The organism is Cesiribacter sp. SM1 (assembly GCF_020178975.1).
Taxonomy (GTDB): domain Bacteria; phylum Bacteroidota; class Bacteroidia; order Cytophagales; family Cyclobacteriaceae; genus Cesiribacter.
The window spans coordinates 84652-99561 of sequence record NZ_JAHXBU010000046.1 but is presented as its reverse complement, the minus strand read 5'-3'; the positions used below and the strand labels follow the sequence as shown (position 1 = coordinate 99561).

Below are 14910 nucleotides of genomic sequence, written 5' to 3'. Positions count from 1 at the left end.
TTAATTGTTTACGCGTATAAAGCTTTCGCTGTCTACCATAAATTGCGCATTGCCTGCAATTACATCACTTTGTTGCAGGCCATCCAAAATCTGTGTCTGACCACCCTCGCTGATACCAGTACTAACGGCTACCGGTCTGAAGGCTGCGCCGTCTTTCACAAATGCAACGGAGCGGGTGCCTACATCCAGCACTGCCTCTTTTGGAACCCAAAGCGAGGGAGGGGTGGTGTAGCGAGCCCTGCCACTCACCAGCTGACCTACCATGGCTGCATTTTGCTCTCCCGGCAGGTATACCCGCAGCCTGGCAAAGTTTTCTCCAGCCTCGTAATAGGGCTGGAAAAAGTCTACCTGTGCTTCCAGGCTTTCTTCTGGTAAACCCGGAAAGCTGATGTCTACAGGGGCACCTTTGGCAATGCTGCTTACATAGCCGGCCGGAATGTTAAATTCTGCCCAGAGCTGTTCGGTATTTACCACCCGTAGCAGTGCCTGGCCGGCCGCTACATACATACCTTCTCTTAGCTGAATCTCCTCGCCCGCACTCCCTGCAGTGGAAATGCCTGCTGGAGCAGCTGTGCCTGCTCCTCCAGCCATACCACCCATGCCTCTGGCGGCTGGGGTACTGCTGGGTTGCATAGCGCCTGCACTGGCCAGCGGGGGGCTGGTATTCAGCCCAATTACATAGCCATCGTAAGGGCTGTAGAGGGCAAAGGTATAGCTGGCTTCACCGCTGCGGATCAGGCGGTTTACCTGCTCCTGTGTGGCGCCAAGCAGCAGGAGTCGTTGTTTTGCACTTTCTATGAGCTGGGTATCTTCCGGCGCCGACTGTACCAGGTACAGGAGCTCTTTCTGGGCCGTTACCAGCTCGGGACTGTATATCTCCATCAGCTTCTGGCCTTTACTAATGGGCTGGTAGTTGTATTTTACATACAGTTGCTCAATACGTCCGCCCACCCTGGCCGGAATGTTATATACCCTGCGGGGGTCGTAGGTGATGATGCCTTCCATTTTTACACTGGTTTCCACAGACTTCATGAGCGGAGAAGTTGTGGCAATGGAGGCTACAACTGTTCTGTTGGTTGGCTCCAGCAGAAAGCTTAAATCTTCCGTTACCTCAATACCCTCAGCATGGGCAGTCTGAGGCACCAGGTCCATGCCGCAAATAGGGCAGGAGCCGGGTTCTTGCGCTACAACCTGTGGGTGCATGGGGCAGGTGTAGGTGGTTTCTCCTGCACCGTGCTCATGTGCGGCCTGATCGTTGTCCTTATTTCCGCAGCTACCCAAAAAGAGGAGTATCGGAATCAGGAGCAGGTATATATTTAGTTTTATTTTCATGTTAGTTTATTTAGCGTGAACTACTCTTAGAAGAACTACTTACCCCAGCGGCTGATCGCTACATCAGGGTATCACGCACTCACTCTTCTATGATCCTTTCGTACTCCACCGCCATTTCGTAAAGGCTCTGGAGCTTGTTCAGGTATTCCATCTGGGCCATGTTCAGGGCTTCCCAGGCATCTATGACCATCGGTAACTCCGAGGTGTTTTGTTCGTAGGCCAGCATGGTGGCATCGTAGTTTTTGTGGAGCGCCGGTATAATCTTAAGCCTGTAATTCTCTACCTGCTGCCGCATTGAGTTCAGCTCCACAGCCATGGCGCGAGCCATGCCCTCAGCTTCAATGAGCATGCCCTCCCGTTCCTGCTCCATGGCCTGGATGTCCAGGTTCATGGCGCGGGTGCCGGAGCGGTACATGCGCGACGACCAGGGGGCGATGGGAATGGAAACCATGCCCATGAGCGTGAACTGCTGCGGCATCATACCTCCAAGCGGGGTCATATGGTCAAAACGGATGCGGAAGTCTGGCAGCCTTTGCAGCCGTTCCCGCTCAACATCCAGCCGCATGGAGGCAATGGTGCGGTTAGCCAGTCCAATATCGCTGCGACGGCTGCTTAGGTAAGCTGTATCTACCTGCTCTAGTACAATAGGCTCCGGAAGCGAAAGGCTTGTATCGATGCTGTATTGCTGCTGGCGGGGCAGGTTCATGAGTGTGTTGAGCTGAATATTCTGCTGCCGGATCTGGGTGGCCGTCATCAGCTGCATGTTTTCTACCTCATGCAGGCGTGCTTCGGCCATGTATATGCTGCCCAGGTTACCCTGGCTGTAGGGGTAGCGGATTTTGGCCAGCTTCAGCATAAATTCCATAATGCGCTGGTTTTCTTCCAGCACTGCCATTTTCTTCTCCAGTACCAGCCAGCTGTAGTAGGATTGTTTTACCTCGGCCCTGAGTTGGTTATACTGCACCGCCCTGTTAGCTTCTTCCAGAGAGGCCCTAGAGTTAAAGTAGGCTCTTGTGGCCCTTTGTTTGACAGGGTTAGGAATATCCTGCTCTGCCGATAGCATCAGGGAGCCTCTCTGATCGGGCATAGGGTCCTGGCCCGGGTAGGGCATCATAAATACACCACCACCTACCATAGGCGGCATCCAGGCCGTGGAGCCTTCGGCTGCGGCTTCCCTGGCGCGGGCCCTGGTTCCCCACTGCTGCAGCAGGGGGTTGTTCCTGTCTACCTGCCGCAGTGCACTGTCGAGGCTCACAGCTTGCTGCTGTGCATAAGTAGTGGAGCTGATGAAAAATAAAGTAAGAATGATAGTGGCACTACAAAGCACTCTTGTCATCAAAGCCTCCCTATTGCTAACCCAGCCTGTAAACTCGCTGCCAGATTCCCGCCTCCGCGGGAATGACGACATCTTAATATATGAGCAGTTGCTAATGCTTAACATCGTAAATCTCCAGTTTACCCTGCTTGCGCAGTTCGTGTTCTTTGGTCATTTCAAAAACTACTGGTGTTACCAGCAGAATGTGGATAGAGGAGGTAAACACCCCGCCAATCATGGGGAGTACAATGGGGAGCATAACATCGGTACCCACACCAGTGGCCCACAGCACCGGAATCAGGCCGAAAAGGGCTACCGAAACTGTCATGATCTTGGGGCGCAGGCGCTTGGCAGCACCGCGGTACACCCATTCCCGGATATCCTTATTGGTGATGGTTTCGCGGGAGTTGCCTTTCAGCTCCACCATATCTTTCATGGCCTCGTTGAGGTACACCACCATTACCATGGCAGTTTCTATGGCCAGGCCAAAGAGGGCAATAAAGCCTACTGCCACTGCTACCGATAAATTCACGCCCCAGAAGTACACAATGTATACCCCGCCCACCAGCGCAAAGGGAATGGTTACCAGGTTCAGCAGGGCCTCCTTCATAGATTTAAAGGAAAAGTAGAGGATCAGGAAGATGATTACCAGCACGAGCGGTATGATCACCTGCAGGGTCTGGTTTGCCCGCACCTGGTTTTCCCATTGTCCGCTCCACTCCAGGTAATAGCCTTCCGGAACACCGGCTGAATTTTCACTTAGGGCTGCCATGGCTTCCTTTACCGTGCTTCCCAGATCACGCTCGCGCACATTGAATAGTACAGCACCCCGCAGCTGGGCATTTTCTGAATTGATCATGGGTGGACCGTCGGTAAAGCCTATGTTGGCTACTGATGACAGCGGAATAGTACCCGCAGCAGGGGTCTGGATAGGAATGCGCCTGATGCGTTCCACGCTGTTGCGGTACTCCTGGGCTAGCCGTACGTTAATGGCAAAGCGCTGCCGTCCTTCCACAGTATTGCCAATTGGCATACCTCCCAGGGCAGATTCTACCGTCATATTCACATCATCAACTGTAAGGCCATAGCGGCCCAGGGCCTCTCGCTGAATGTCAATTTCCAGGTATTTGCCCCCGGTAATAGGTTCAACATAAAGATCTTTTACCCCGGCGACACCTTCCAGCGCTTCCTTTACCCGCTCCGACACTGCACTGATGGTATCCAGGTTCTGGCCGTACACCTTGATGCCCACATCGGTACGGATACCGGTGGCCAGCATATTAATGCGGTTGATGATGGGCTGTGTCCAGCCATTCACCACACCGGGTATCTGCAGTTTGCTATCCAGCTCCTGGATGATATCCTGCTTGCTAACGCCTTCACGCCATTGAGACTGGGGTTTGAGCATGATGATGGTTTCAATCATGCTGATGGGGGAGTTGTCGGTGGCGGTGCTGGCCCGGCCTGCTTTGCCCAACACACTTTCCACTTCTGGTACCGATTTGATGATCTTATCCTGTACCTGCAGTATGCGCTTGGCCTCCTCATTGGAGATATCCGGTAAAGTAACAGGCATAAAGAGGATAGAGCTTTCGTCCAGTGGGGGCATAAACTCGGTACCCAGCCTGAACAACATAGGGATGGCTATCAGCAGTGCAATTACATTGATTGCCAGTGTAGTTTTGCGCCACTCCAGGCACCACCTAAGAATGGGTCCGTACACCCGCTCCAGCCCCCGGTTTACCGGGTTCTTTGTTTCGCTCCTGAATTTCCCCTTCAGAAAAAAGGAGATGAGCACTGGTGTAAGCGTAATAGCCACGATGGCATCCACAATGAGGATGAAGGTTTTGGTCCAGGCCAGCGGGCTGAACAACCTGCCTTCCTGCCCTGTGAGCAGGAACACCGGCAAAAAGGAGGTGATCACGATCACAGTGCTCCAAAACACACTGGGACCCACCTGCTTGCTTGCCTTTTCTATGATAGAGAGCCTTTGCTCTTTGGTTAATTTCATGGTTTTAAGTTTTGAGGGAGTGAGTATGGGTATTCATTGTTTGTATAACCTGTGGTAGTTAGTTCAAATCAGCGTCCCCTTATTCACTCACTCCCCCGCTCACTATTACTCGCGTCTGCCAAATGTCTGTAGCTGTTCTCCACCATTACTATGGCATCATCGATAATTACACCTATGGATAGGGCAATGCCGGTGAGAGACATGATGTTGGAGGAGATATCGAAGGCATTGAGCAGGATAAAGCCTATGGAAACCGACAGGGGCAGCTGTATGATGATGATGAGAGCGCTGCGCCAGTGGAACAGGAAGATGAGCACCACCAGGGAGGCAACAATCATCTCTTCTATAAGCGTGGTTCTTACAGATTCGATCGATTCATTGATCAGGCCGCTGCGGTCGTATACAATGTTGAAGCCTACGCCTTTGGGAAGGCCTTTGGCTACTTCATCCATTTTTGTTTTTACCCGCTCAATAACCTCTGCAGCATTTTCGCCATAACGCATCACCACGATGCCTCCCACGGCTTCCCCTTCGCCATTAAGGTCGAAGATGCCCAGGCGGCTTTCGCCACTCATTTGCACCGAGGCAACATCGCGCACCCGTACCGGAATAGAGTTGCGGGTGGTAACAGCAATGTCTTCTATCTCCTCTACCGACTCCAGGTAACCAGTGGTTTTAATGATGTAGCCGATGTTGCTCTGCTCAAATTTGCGCCCGCCTGCCTCATTATTATTGGCCCGCACCGACTGGATTACCTGTGGCACAGATACATTATAGTAGGTAAGCTTGTTGGGATCAAGCGTAATCTGGTACTGCTTCTGGAAACCACCGAAGGAGGCTACTTCGCTAACGCCGGGCACGTTCTGCAGGGCAAACTTTACATACCAGTCCTGCAGTGCCCGCTGTTCGCCAAGGTCCATTCCTTTGGCATCCAGGGTATACCATAGAATATGGCCCACGCCGGTACCATCGGGGCCAAGGGTAGGAGAAACTCCCTCCGGCAGCAGGTTGCCTGTAGAGGCAAGGCGCTCCAGCACCCGTTCGCGGGCCCAGTACACGTCTGTGTCATCATCAAAAATTACATAGATGAAGCTCATGCCGAACATGGAAGTGCCCCGCACATACTTAACCTGGGGCATGCCCTGCAGCTGCGTTACCAGCGGATAGGTGATCTGGTCCTCGATCAGTTCAGGGCTGCGGCCCATCCATTCGGTAAAAACGATCACCTGGTTTTCCGAAAGATCCGGAATGGCATCTACCTTATTGGTATTGACCGAATACACACCCCAGCCAAACAGTACGGCAGCAATAAGCAACACCATAAGCCGGTTGTGCAGTGAAAAGGATATTAACTTTTCAATCATGATAATAATGAAAGCCTTACGGAAAGAATATAGAGCGGCAAAATGCCGATGGGGTGCAGATGGGTGCTAAAAGCAGGGCGCAGCCAGATAGATTCAGCCAGGCAACAGCATACCTATCTGCAAACAGGGAGTAAGGCTATATCAGGAAAGATTGTACGAACACTGGTATGTCTCGCACAATTGGGGGAGATGCGTAGGAGAGGTGGATTGGTTGCGGCGCTTCCTCCTGGGGCACCAGGAACAGGAAAGCGGTTTGAATCACAGCAATCAGCTGTAAATCGGGATTTTTGAAGCTTAGCGATGCCTTCGAGGCTACGGCATTATCCACACCATCAACTATCACCAGGTTATCCTGGCAACAGCTCATGTCGCCATCGGCAGTCTGGTGGTCGCCGGCACTCTTTTGGCTGCTTTCGTCCTCTTTATGGCAGGGGAGGGGCTCCTGTTTTTGCTCCATGGGGCAGGCTGCTGCCGCATGGAAAAGGGCCAGGTCCTGAATGGCTCCACCGCACAGGTGCATACCCACGCTAAGGCCGATGGATGACATCAGCACCAGCAGGCTAAGGGTAAGCAATATGGTACGGCGGATCAGTGACATTTTTCTGTGTTATCTGCTACAAAGTTAATGCAGCGCTTGTCGCTATAGTTGCAAAATTAACGATAAAGTTTATATAATCTTTTGAAACTGCAAATATATAGCACACAGCCCTGCATTAACTTCTGTTTTTCAGGCGTCCTTTTCCTTTCTTCTTCTGGCAATATCGCAGGCCAGGTAAATGGCTTCTCTGAAAGAGGCTTCGCTGGCGATATTCTGACCGGCAATATCGTAAGCAGTGCCATGATCTGGCGAGGTGCGTACAATAGGCAGGCCGGCGGTATAGTTTACCCCCAGCTCAAATGCCAGGGTTTTAAAAGGAATGAGGCCCTGGTCGTGGTACATGGCCAGTATGCCATCGAATTTATTGTGTGAGCCGTTGCCAAAGAATCCGTCGGCGGGGAAGGGGCCAAACACCAGCCTGCCTTTGTTCTTTTGGTCCTGTATCACAGGTGTAATTACCTGCTCCTCTTCAGTACCCAGCAGACCTTCTTCTCCCGCATGGGGGTTGAGTCCCAGCACAGCGATGCGTGGTTTGCTGATGCCAAAATCCTGCCGCAGGGTGCGCTCCAGGATATTGAGCTTAAGCTGCACCCGCTCTTTGGTAATAAGCTGGGGTACTTTGGCAAGCGGCACATGGCCGGTTACCACACCCACCCGCAGGTTGCCGCTGCAGAGCAGCATCAGGCTGTCTTTGGTTTCAAATTCTTTCGTGAAGTATTCGGTGTGGCCGGGAAACTGAAACTCCTCCGTCTGAATATTATTTTTATTGATGGGAGCGGTAACAATGCCTTCGATCACGCCGGCTTTCAGGTCGCGCACTGCATGCTGGAGCGCCATGAGGGCCGCGCGTCCTCCATCGGGAGTGGCCTGGCCCATGGTGATTTCAATCACCTCCTCCCAGCAGTTCACAACATTTATATGCGCCTCCTGTGGACCTTTGTCCATGTGCTGGTACTGAAAATTATTGATCTTCAGTGTTTTTCGGTAGTATCCCAGCACTTTGGTAGATCCGTAAATAACGGGGGTGATCATATCCAGCATGCGGGCATCAGACAGCGCCTTCATTACTACTTCCGGACCTATGCCGTTAATGTCGCCCAGGCTAATGCCAATCACGGGCTTATGCAGAGAAATATCGCTCATGAATTTTGAATGTAATTTTTGATGAACCGGTACAACAGGCGTACACCAACACCCGTTCCGCCCTTACCGCGGTAACTGTCGGCTTTGGTCAGAAAGGCCGGTCCGGCTATATCAAAGTGAACCCAGGGGTAATCTGTGAAATGTTTCAGAAATAAACCAGCGGTAATGGCCCCCGCATTTGGTCCGCCCAGGTTGGTAAGGTCGGCAATGGAACTCTCCAGCTGCTTTTCATACTCCTCCCAGAGCGGAAATTCTACCAGGCGCTCGTAGGTTTGTTCGCCGGCTTCTTTCAGGGCTTTCATAACCCCTTCCTCAGCCGTACCCATGCACACAGTGCCTTCGGGCCCAATGGCGCGGGCAGCAGCACCGGTAAGGGTGGCCCAGTCCAGTACAAGCTCCGGTTTGTATTTTTTTGCATAGGAGAGGGCATCTGCCAGGATCAGCCTTCCTTCTGCATCGGTATTTAAAATTTCTACGGTTGTGCCATCGCACATGCTGATAACATCGCCGGGGGTAATGGCTTCTTCGCCCGGGCGGTTATCGGTGGCGGGGATCAGGGCCACTACATGCACCGGCAGTTTATTGGCAGCTACTGCATAAATGGCACCGGCTACTGTGGCGGCACCACTCATATCGCTCTTCATCAGGTCCATGCTGCCGGGAGTAGGCTTTAAGCTAAGACCTCCGGTATCGTACACCACACCTTTGCCCACCAGTATCAGGGGCTTTTTGTTTACGGCATTTTGGGGCTTATACTCCAGCACATTAAAAGTTGGTGGCTGAGTACTGCCAGCATTTACGGCCAGCAGGCCACCCATTTTCAGGCTCTGAATTTTTCCCTCCTCAAATACCTCTACAGAAAAACCAGCCTGACGGCCCAGCTGCTCCAGCTCACGGCTTAGCTGCAGCGCTGTGAGGTACACCACAGGCTCATTTACCAGCGTACGGGCTGCACAGGTAGCTGTTACCACCTGCTGTAACTCCTGTACCTGCTCAATGCTTAGCTGGTCGTTGCCCAGCACCAGCTCCAATAGGCGCCAGCTGTTCTTTTTCTTGGTTTTATATTTGTCGAAGCTGTAGAGCGAAAGCAGCAGGCCTTCCAGCAGGTGGAGTTGCTGTTGGGGCTGTCCGCTGATCTGGAAATGGGTGATTTTTTGCTGCTTCAGTGCAGCGGCCAGTTTATTACCTGCGCCGCGCCATGCTTCTGCTTTTTGCCAGTCGGCAGCTTTCTTTGGCGCTTTCACCAGGTATATCCAGTGGGAGTAGCGGTTAATGGAAATAATTTTTTCATCTCCCTCCAGTCTGGAGGAGGCCCAGCTGCGCTCGGCATCTGAGAGTGAATAAGCAGACAAATCATCAGAATCAGCCAACAGGTAGGCCGTATGCTGGTTGTCTTGTATAGAAGGGGCAAGTGTAATGGCAGGCTGCATATAAAAAAGTGTAGATTTGCTACAAATTTATTTAAAACTTCCGGATTACAAATTTATGAAAGGTGAGGGGCAAAAGGTTAAGCCAAAGAAACAATTAGGACAGCATTTTCTGCACGATCAGCGGATTGCCCGTAACATCGTAAATTCCCTCACCGGCTGGAAGGAGTATGAACAGGTGCTGGAGGTGGGGCCGGGCATGGGCGTGCTTACCCAATACCTGCTTGCTGATGGTAAATACCCCCTGCAACTGGTAGAGCTGGACCGCGAATCGGTGGCCTACCTGCAGGAGCATTACCCGGCACTGGAAGGCAGGGTGCATTATGCCGATTTCCTGAAGGTTGATCTGGCACAGCTCATGGGCGGCTCATTCGCCATTATCGGAAATTTCCCGTATAACATCAGCAGCCAGATTTTTTTTAAAGTGCTGGAGCACCGCCAGCGGGTACCGGAGGTAGTTGGCATGGTGCAAAAAGAAGTAGCCCAGCGCATTGCCGCGCCGCCGGGAAGTAAAACCTATGGTATATTGAGTGTGCTGCTGCAGGCGTTTTACGATATAGAGTATCTTTTTACAGTGGCACCTGGTGTTTTTACGCCTCCTCCAAAGGTGCAGTCGGCTGTGTTGCGGCTGCGGCGCAACGAGCGGCATGAGCTGCCCTGCAGCGATAAATTGTTTTTTGCCGTGGTAAAACAGGCCTTTGGTACCCGGCGAAAAACCTTGCGCAACGCTTTAAAAAGTCTAAATTTGCCCGAACCTGTGCAGCAATGGCCGCTGCTGGATAAACGGGCGGAGCAGCTTTCCGTAGAAGATTTTATCAGGATCACCCAAGCATTGGAAAACTAAGTGGATCAGCAGGCAGAAATAACCCAATTCGAACTCACCAAAGAGTTCCTGGACCGCCTTGAACAGGCGGTAGAGGATAATAATGCAGAATTTGTACAGAACAGCCTGGAGAATGTTAATTCTGCCGACATCAGTGCTATTTTGTATGAGCTTGATACAGATGGTTGTAAGTGGGTTTTTAACCTGCTGCCTGTAGAGAAAGGCGCCAGGGTGCTCACTGAGCTGGACGATGATGTGCGCCGTGATTTTGTAAAGAATTTTGATGCCGAAGAACTGGTGCCCTACATCGAAGAGATGGACTCTGACGATGCCGTGGACATTCTGAATGAACAGCCGGTGCGCCGCAGGGAGGAAGTGATTGCCCGCCTTACCGACCGTGAACAAAGCAAATACATTGTAGACCTGCTGCACTACGAAGAAGATGTGGCAGGTGGCCTGATGGCCAAAGAGCTGATCAAGGCAAACATTAACTGGACGGTTACCCAAACCATTGAAGAAATTCGTCGCCAGGCCGAGAATGTTAATAAAATTTACTCGGTTTATGTGGTGAACGATGATGACATACTGCTCGGCAAAGTATCGCTGAAGCGCATGCTGCTGGCCCGCGCCGGCACCAAAATAGCCGATCTTTACGATCCGGATGTGATCTCCGTTCAGACTTTTATGGACGAAGAAGAAGTAGCCCAGGTAATGCGTAAGTACGACCTGGATGCTGTGCCGGTGGTGAACGTACAGAACAAGCTGGTGGGTCGCATCACCATCGACGACGTGGTGGACGTAATCACTGAGCTGGCCGAAGAAGAACGCCAGCTGATGAGTGGTATCTCCGAAGATGTGGAAGAAACAGACTCCGTCTGGCGCATCAGCCGTGCCCGCCTGCCCTGGCTGCTCATTGGTATGACGGGTGGGCTTCTGGCTGCTACCTTCCTGGGTAATTTTGAACAAGACATTGAGGTAATACCAGCCCTGGCCTTTTTTATGCCGCTGGTAACTGCAACCGGCGGTAATGTGGGTATTCAGTCCAGCAGTATTATTCTTCAAAGCCTGGCGAATCCTTCTGTATTCAGCGAAAGTGTTGGCAAAAGGTTGTTAAAGGTGTTGCTGGTAGCCATCATGAATGGTTTATTGCTGGCTGCCTTTTTATTGCTGGTGGTTACAATCATGGGCTATGAGGCCAAGCTGGTAATGGTGGTGTCAATTGCCCTGTTCAATGTAGTACTGCTTGCTTCTTTTACGGGCACCGTTACACCACTGGTGCTGGATAAATTCAACATCAACCCTGCACTTGCCTCCGGCCCTTTCATTACCACCGCCAACGACCTGCTGGGGCTAGGCGTTTACTTTACAGTGGCACATTTGCTCTACAATATTTAATTCGATAACCCTGGATTGCAATACTGTGCTTATTTAACGCTGGGCAGATTTCATTTTTTAAGTTGATTTCATGCAACAGCCCCTGGATACTCCGGACCCCGGCCCAGCTGCAATAATTCCATATTCTTTTCATTGATCATTACCTTTTGTTTTCTCAATAGATAGTTGGCGCGCCGACACTTACTAATTAGCAGATTAGCATATCAACTAATTTGCACATTCACTAATTTTACCGCATGAACAACCCTAAGCCAAAAGTGCTCATCATCGATGATATGCATGAGAGCGTTATTTCCCTGCTGGAGGAAAAAGGATTTGAGGCACATTATAAGCCTACTGTAAGTGCAAAGGAGGTACCCGCTTTACTGGCAGGCTACGAGGTGCTTTTTTTGCGCAGCAAAATGACTGTTACCGATGAGGTGCTTGCACAGGCAAATAAGCTAAAAGTAATTGGCAGGGCAGGGGCAGGCCTGGACCTGATAGACCTGGAGGCTGTGCGCAGGAGAAATATTCAGCTGGTGCATGCCTCTGAAGGTAACCGGGATGCCGTAGCCGAACATGCACTGGGCATGCTGCTTTGCCTGTTTAACAACCTGCTGCGTGCAGACAGGCAGGTGCGGCAAAAACGGTGGCTGCGTGAAGAAAACAGGGGTGTTGAGCTGGGAGAAAAAACTGTTGGTATTGTAGGGTATGGCTATATGGGGCAGGCTTTTGCAAAACGTCTTGCCGGTTTTGGCTGCCGCATTATAGCTTATGATATAGAGAAAAAAGACTTTGGCGATGCACTGGTTGAGGAAGTAAGCCTGGAACAGCTGCAGCAGGAAGCCGATGTGGTAAGCTTTCACATACCCCTAAACCAGCACAACAAGGGCTTGGTGAACACAGCCTACCTGCAGGCATTCAGAAAAAACATATACCTCATCAACACTGCCCGTGGCGAGATTTTGCCGCTTCAGGACCTGGTGCAGGCCCTGGAATCAGGCAAAGTAACAGCAGCCGCACTTGATGTATTAGAAAACGAAAAGTTGCACCAGCTTAGCCCCATGCAGCAGGAGAATTTTAACTATCTTATTACTAGTGAAAACGTTCTGCTGAGCCCTCATGTAGCAGGCTGGACGCACGAATCCTACAAAAAGATAAACCAGGTGTTGGTCAGAAAGCTAGTGGATGTTTATTCAAGGATTAGTTGATACGCTTTTCTAAAAGTAAGAAAACTATTTAGTATGAAGAAAAAAGGCTTTTTTGCGAAAGCACAGCAGTTTTTTCTGGAGGTAATTGAGAAGCCTGTGCTTACTTCGTTCCTGGTTTTGCTACTGGTAACGGCTGTGGTGCTTGGCTTAAGCATGCCCTATTATCTCACTAACTTTGAAGAAATATACATACAGGTACTGGCAGAAGCGCATGGCATGATCTTCGACATTGCCATTATCGGTATTCTAATCCTTTGGCTGAACAAAAGCGGTGAGGAGCGGCTGCGTATTAAAACCTACAAAGATGAGATCGACGATTTCCGTCTCTGGAAAAGCGAAGAAGCAGCTTTTCGTACCGTTGGTAACATTAAGCGTCTTAACCAGCACAAGATCTATAATATAAACTTGGTAAACTGCTATCTTACCCGCACCAACCTTAACTACACCAACCTAAGCAACTCCAACCTTAATTCTGCCGATGTAAGCACTTCATCCCTGCTGGAGTGTAACCTTAGCAATGCGCGCTTAAACCAGACTAATTTTGAGAACTCCACCCTCAACCAGGCTGATTTAACCGGGGCCTATGCAAGTGGTGCAGTTTTTAAAGACTCTTTCCTGATCAAGACCATTCTGGACAAATGTTACCTGATAAAGGCTGATTTGCGTGGTGCCTTTTTAATGGAAGCCAGCCTGAATGGCGCCTACATGACGGGTGCTGATTTAACAGGCGCAAACCTCTACAAAGCAGACTTAAGAAATGCAGTTGGCTTAACCCTTGAGCAGCTGCAGCAGGCACGTACGCTGTATCTTACCCAGCTAGATCCCGACCTGGAACAACAGATAAAGGAACATACTCCTGAACTGATAGGTAAGTAAAGGGCTGCTAGCTCTGCAAATTCTCTGGTATAATTACCCGAAATATAGTTTTGCCTGGTTCAGACTCTACCTTTATAGTACCACCATGCTGATCAATGATCTTTTTGGAAATATCCAGACCCATACCGGAGCCCTGGCCAATTGATTTTGTTGTGAAGAAAGGATCGAAAATGCGGTCTTTTACATTTTCCGGAATGCCTTTGCCATTATCGGTAATGCTTATCTCTATATCCTGATCCTTTTGCTGTAACTCTATATGCAGCTGGCCACCTTCCTCCATGGCATCAATTGCATTATCAATCAGGTTGGTCCATACCTGGTTTAGTTCGCCGGTGTAAACACATGGCTGCACCAGGCCTTCGGGGGCATCCAGGCTTACATCAATTTTCTTCCTTTTGAGTTTGAAATTAAGCATGGTAAGCGTACTCCGAATACTTTCCTCAAGGTCGGCGCGTTCGCGCTCCTGGCCGCGGTCCATATGGGAGTAACTTTTTACGGCACCTACAAGGCCGGAAATGCGCCTGGTGCTCTCCTGAATATCAGAAACCAGCTTATCGGTAATGAGTATATTGTATACCCAGTCAATAACAGCACCTGCCTTGTCACCTCCACATATTTCTTCAACCTGTTGCATTACCTCCAGCCCAACCCCTTTCTCTGTAAATGTTTCGGCCATGGCATAGGCATTTTGAAGACCCCTTTGCTCAAGCCATTCAGCAAGCTTGTCTTCCTGCTCGGAGCGTTCCATCAGGCTTAGCTTTTCTTCGGGCTTTTTCCTTTTCCCGGGCGAGAAAACAAGTTTGTTGATCTTATCTACCTGCTCCGGGCCTATGTTGAGCAGCATAATGGCTTTAAACTTGTCGGGTGCCAGGCTAAGCTGATCTTTCAGCTCGGTAGAAGCCCGCAATGCCGCTGCAGCAGGATTGTTCAGCTCATGGTGCAGGCCTGCAGACAGCCTGCCAAGAGAGGCCAGCTTTTCTGTTTGCTGCTGTTCTGTGGTAAAATCACGGATACGGGAAGCCATTACATGCACCAGTGCCTCTGTTAACTCTGGCTGTTTATGTATCATTTCCCGAAAGTAGTCTTTAGGGAGCTGAAGCACCTCTGTAGGGCCCTTTGCTTCGGCAAAAGCAATGGCATTTTTGGCGCGCGAGTAGGGGAGCGCTCCGCTGATATCACCTTCGATTAACTCATTGATGATGCGGTGCCCTCCGTTTTGCTCCAGCTTAAACTGAATTTTGCCACTGAGCACCACAAACAATAAATCAATGGGTGCATCCTTCTGGAAGAGTTTATCCCCTGCTTTCAGCCTGCGCACACTGCCCTTGCTGGCCAGCCACAACAGTTGCTCCTGCGGCACTTCCTGCAGCAGCTCATAACCCGATAAGCGTTTTGCCAGCTTATCGGGTGTAGAGTCAGATGCTTTATTCTGCACA

Annotated in this window: 12 protein-coding genes; 4 read left to right on the top strand and 8 right to left on the bottom strand. The window is 50.6% G+C overall.

Annotation, left to right across the window (positions count from 1 at the left end):
• The 7 genes from KWJ01_RS10500 to KWJ01_RS10470 all read right to left on the bottom strand — a co-directional run bounded on the left by KWJ01_RS10500 (position 1) and on the right by KWJ01_RS10470 (position 9193).
• A complete protein-coding gene (locus tag KWJ01_RS10500) occupies positions 1 to 1332 on the bottom strand; it encodes an efflux RND transporter periplasmic adaptor subunit (protein ID WP_224996394.1) in 1332 nt (443 codons plus the stop codon).
• A 79-nt stretch (positions 1333 to 1411) separates the two neighbouring features.
• Positions 1412 to 2740, bottom strand: coding sequence for a TolC family protein (locus tag KWJ01_RS10495; protein ID WP_224996393.1), 1329 nt, complete (start codon positions 2738 to 2740; stop codon positions 1412 to 1414).
• A gap of 19 nt (positions 2741 to 2759) precedes the next feature.
• On the bottom strand, positions 2760 to 4658 hold the full coding sequence (locus tag KWJ01_RS10490; RefSeq protein ID WP_224996392.1) for an efflux RND transporter permease subunit: 1899 nt from the start codon (positions 4656 to 4658) through the stop codon (positions 2760 to 2762).
• An 83-nt stretch (positions 4659 to 4741) separates the two neighbouring features.
• Entirely contained in the window at positions 4742 to 6022 is a 1281-nt protein-coding gene (locus KWJ01_RS10485; RefSeq protein WP_224996391.1) for an efflux RND transporter permease subunit, read from the bottom strand.
• A 136-nt stretch (positions 6023 to 6158) separates the two neighbouring features.
• Positions 6159 to 6620, bottom strand: coding sequence for a hypothetical protein (locus tag KWJ01_RS10480; protein WP_224996390.1), 462 nt, complete (start codon positions 6618 to 6620; stop codon positions 6159 to 6161).
• A gap of 129 nt (positions 6621 to 6749) precedes the next feature.
• Positions 6750 to 7763, bottom strand: coding sequence for a 4-hydroxythreonine-4-phosphate dehydrogenase PdxA (pdxA, locus tag KWJ01_RS10475; RefSeq protein WP_224996389.1), 1014 nt, complete (start codon positions 7761 to 7763; stop codon positions 6750 to 6752).
• Positions 7760 to 9193 carry a M17 family metallopeptidase gene (locus KWJ01_RS10470; protein WP_224996388.1) on the bottom strand — a complete coding sequence of 478 codons (1434 nt, stop codon included), beginning with the start codon at positions 9191 to 9193 and terminating at the stop codon, positions 7760 to 7762. The genes pdxA and KWJ01_RS10470 overlap by 4 nt, the downstream gene beginning before the upstream one ends.
• Positions 9194 to 9248: 55 nt before the next feature.
• Here KWJ01_RS10470 and rsmA point away from each other — a divergent pair, with 55 nt between their 5' ends.
• From rsmA to KWJ01_RS10450, 4 genes are all read left to right on the top strand, one after another.
• Positions 9249 to 10034, top strand: coding sequence for a 16S rRNA (adenine(1518)-N(6)/adenine(1519)-N(6))-dimethyltransferase RsmA (rsmA, locus tag KWJ01_RS10465; RefSeq protein WP_224996552.1), 786 nt, complete (start codon positions 9249 to 9251; stop codon positions 10032 to 10034).
• Positions 10035 to 11408, top strand: a complete 1374-nt coding sequence (gene mgtE / locus KWJ01_RS10460; protein WP_224996387.1) for a magnesium transporter — start codon at positions 10035 to 10037, stop codon at positions 11406 to 11408.
• Between the two features lie 236 nt (positions 11409 to 11644).
• Positions 11645 to 12598 (top strand): NAD(P)-dependent oxidoreductase, encoded by a 954-nt coding sequence (locus KWJ01_RS10455; protein WP_224996386.1) that lies wholly within the window; start codon positions 11645 to 11647, stop codon positions 12596 to 12598.
• 33 nt (positions 12599 to 12631) lie between these two features.
• Complete coding sequence (locus tag KWJ01_RS10450) at positions 12632 to 13474, top strand: pentapeptide repeat-containing protein (protein ID WP_224996385.1); 843 nt, start codon at positions 12632 to 12634, stop codon at positions 13472 to 13474.
• 7 nt (positions 13475 to 13481) lie between these two features.
• Here the strand turns inward: KWJ01_RS10450 and KWJ01_RS10445 are convergent, their stop codons facing one another.
• On the bottom strand, positions 13482 to 14909 hold the full coding sequence (locus KWJ01_RS10445) for an ATP-binding protein (protein WP_224996384.1): 1428 nt from the start codon (positions 14907 to 14909) through the stop codon (positions 13482 to 13484).
• Between the last annotated feature and the right edge of the window lies 1 nt (position 14910).

Bases quoted from the DNA above. Each gene is read 5' to 3' on its own strand.
- KWJ01_RS10500 (WP_224996394.1), bottom strand. From the start codon at position 1,332: ATGAAAATAAAACTAAATATATACCTGCTCCTGATTCCGATACTCCTC.
- KWJ01_RS10495 (WP_224996393.1), bottom strand. From the start codon at position 2,740: ATGTCGTCATTCCCGCGGAGGCGGGAATCTGGCAGCGAGTTTACAGGC.
- KWJ01_RS10490 (WP_224996392.1), bottom strand. From the start codon at position 4,658: ATGAAATTAACCAAAGAGCAAAGGCTCTCTATCATAGAAAAGGCAAGC.
- KWJ01_RS10485 (WP_224996391.1), bottom strand. From the start codon at position 6,022: ATGATTGAAAAGTTAATATCCTTTTCACTGCACAACCGGCTTATGGTG.
- KWJ01_RS10480 (WP_224996390.1), bottom strand. From the start codon at position 6,620: ATGTCACTGATCCGCCGTACCATATTGCTTACCCTTAGCCTGCTGGTG.
- pdxA (WP_224996389.1), bottom strand. From the start codon at position 7,763: ATGAGCGATATTTCTCTGCATAAGCCCGTGATTGGCATTAGCCTGGGC.
- KWJ01_RS10470 (WP_224996388.1), bottom strand. From the start codon at position 9,193: ATGCAGCCTGCCATTACACTTGCCCCTTCTATACAAGACAACCAGCAT.
- rsmA (WP_224996552.1), top strand. From the start codon at position 9,249: ATGAAAGGTGAGGGGCAAAAGGTTAAGCCAAAGAAACAATTAGGACAG.
- KWJ01_RS10455 (WP_224996386.1), top strand. From the start codon at position 11,645: ATGAACAACCCTAAGCCAAAAGTGCTCATCATCGATGATATGCATGAG.
- KWJ01_RS10450 (WP_224996385.1), top strand. From the start codon at position 12,632: ATGAAGAAAAAAGGCTTTTTTGCGAAAGCACAGCAGTTTTTTCTGGAG.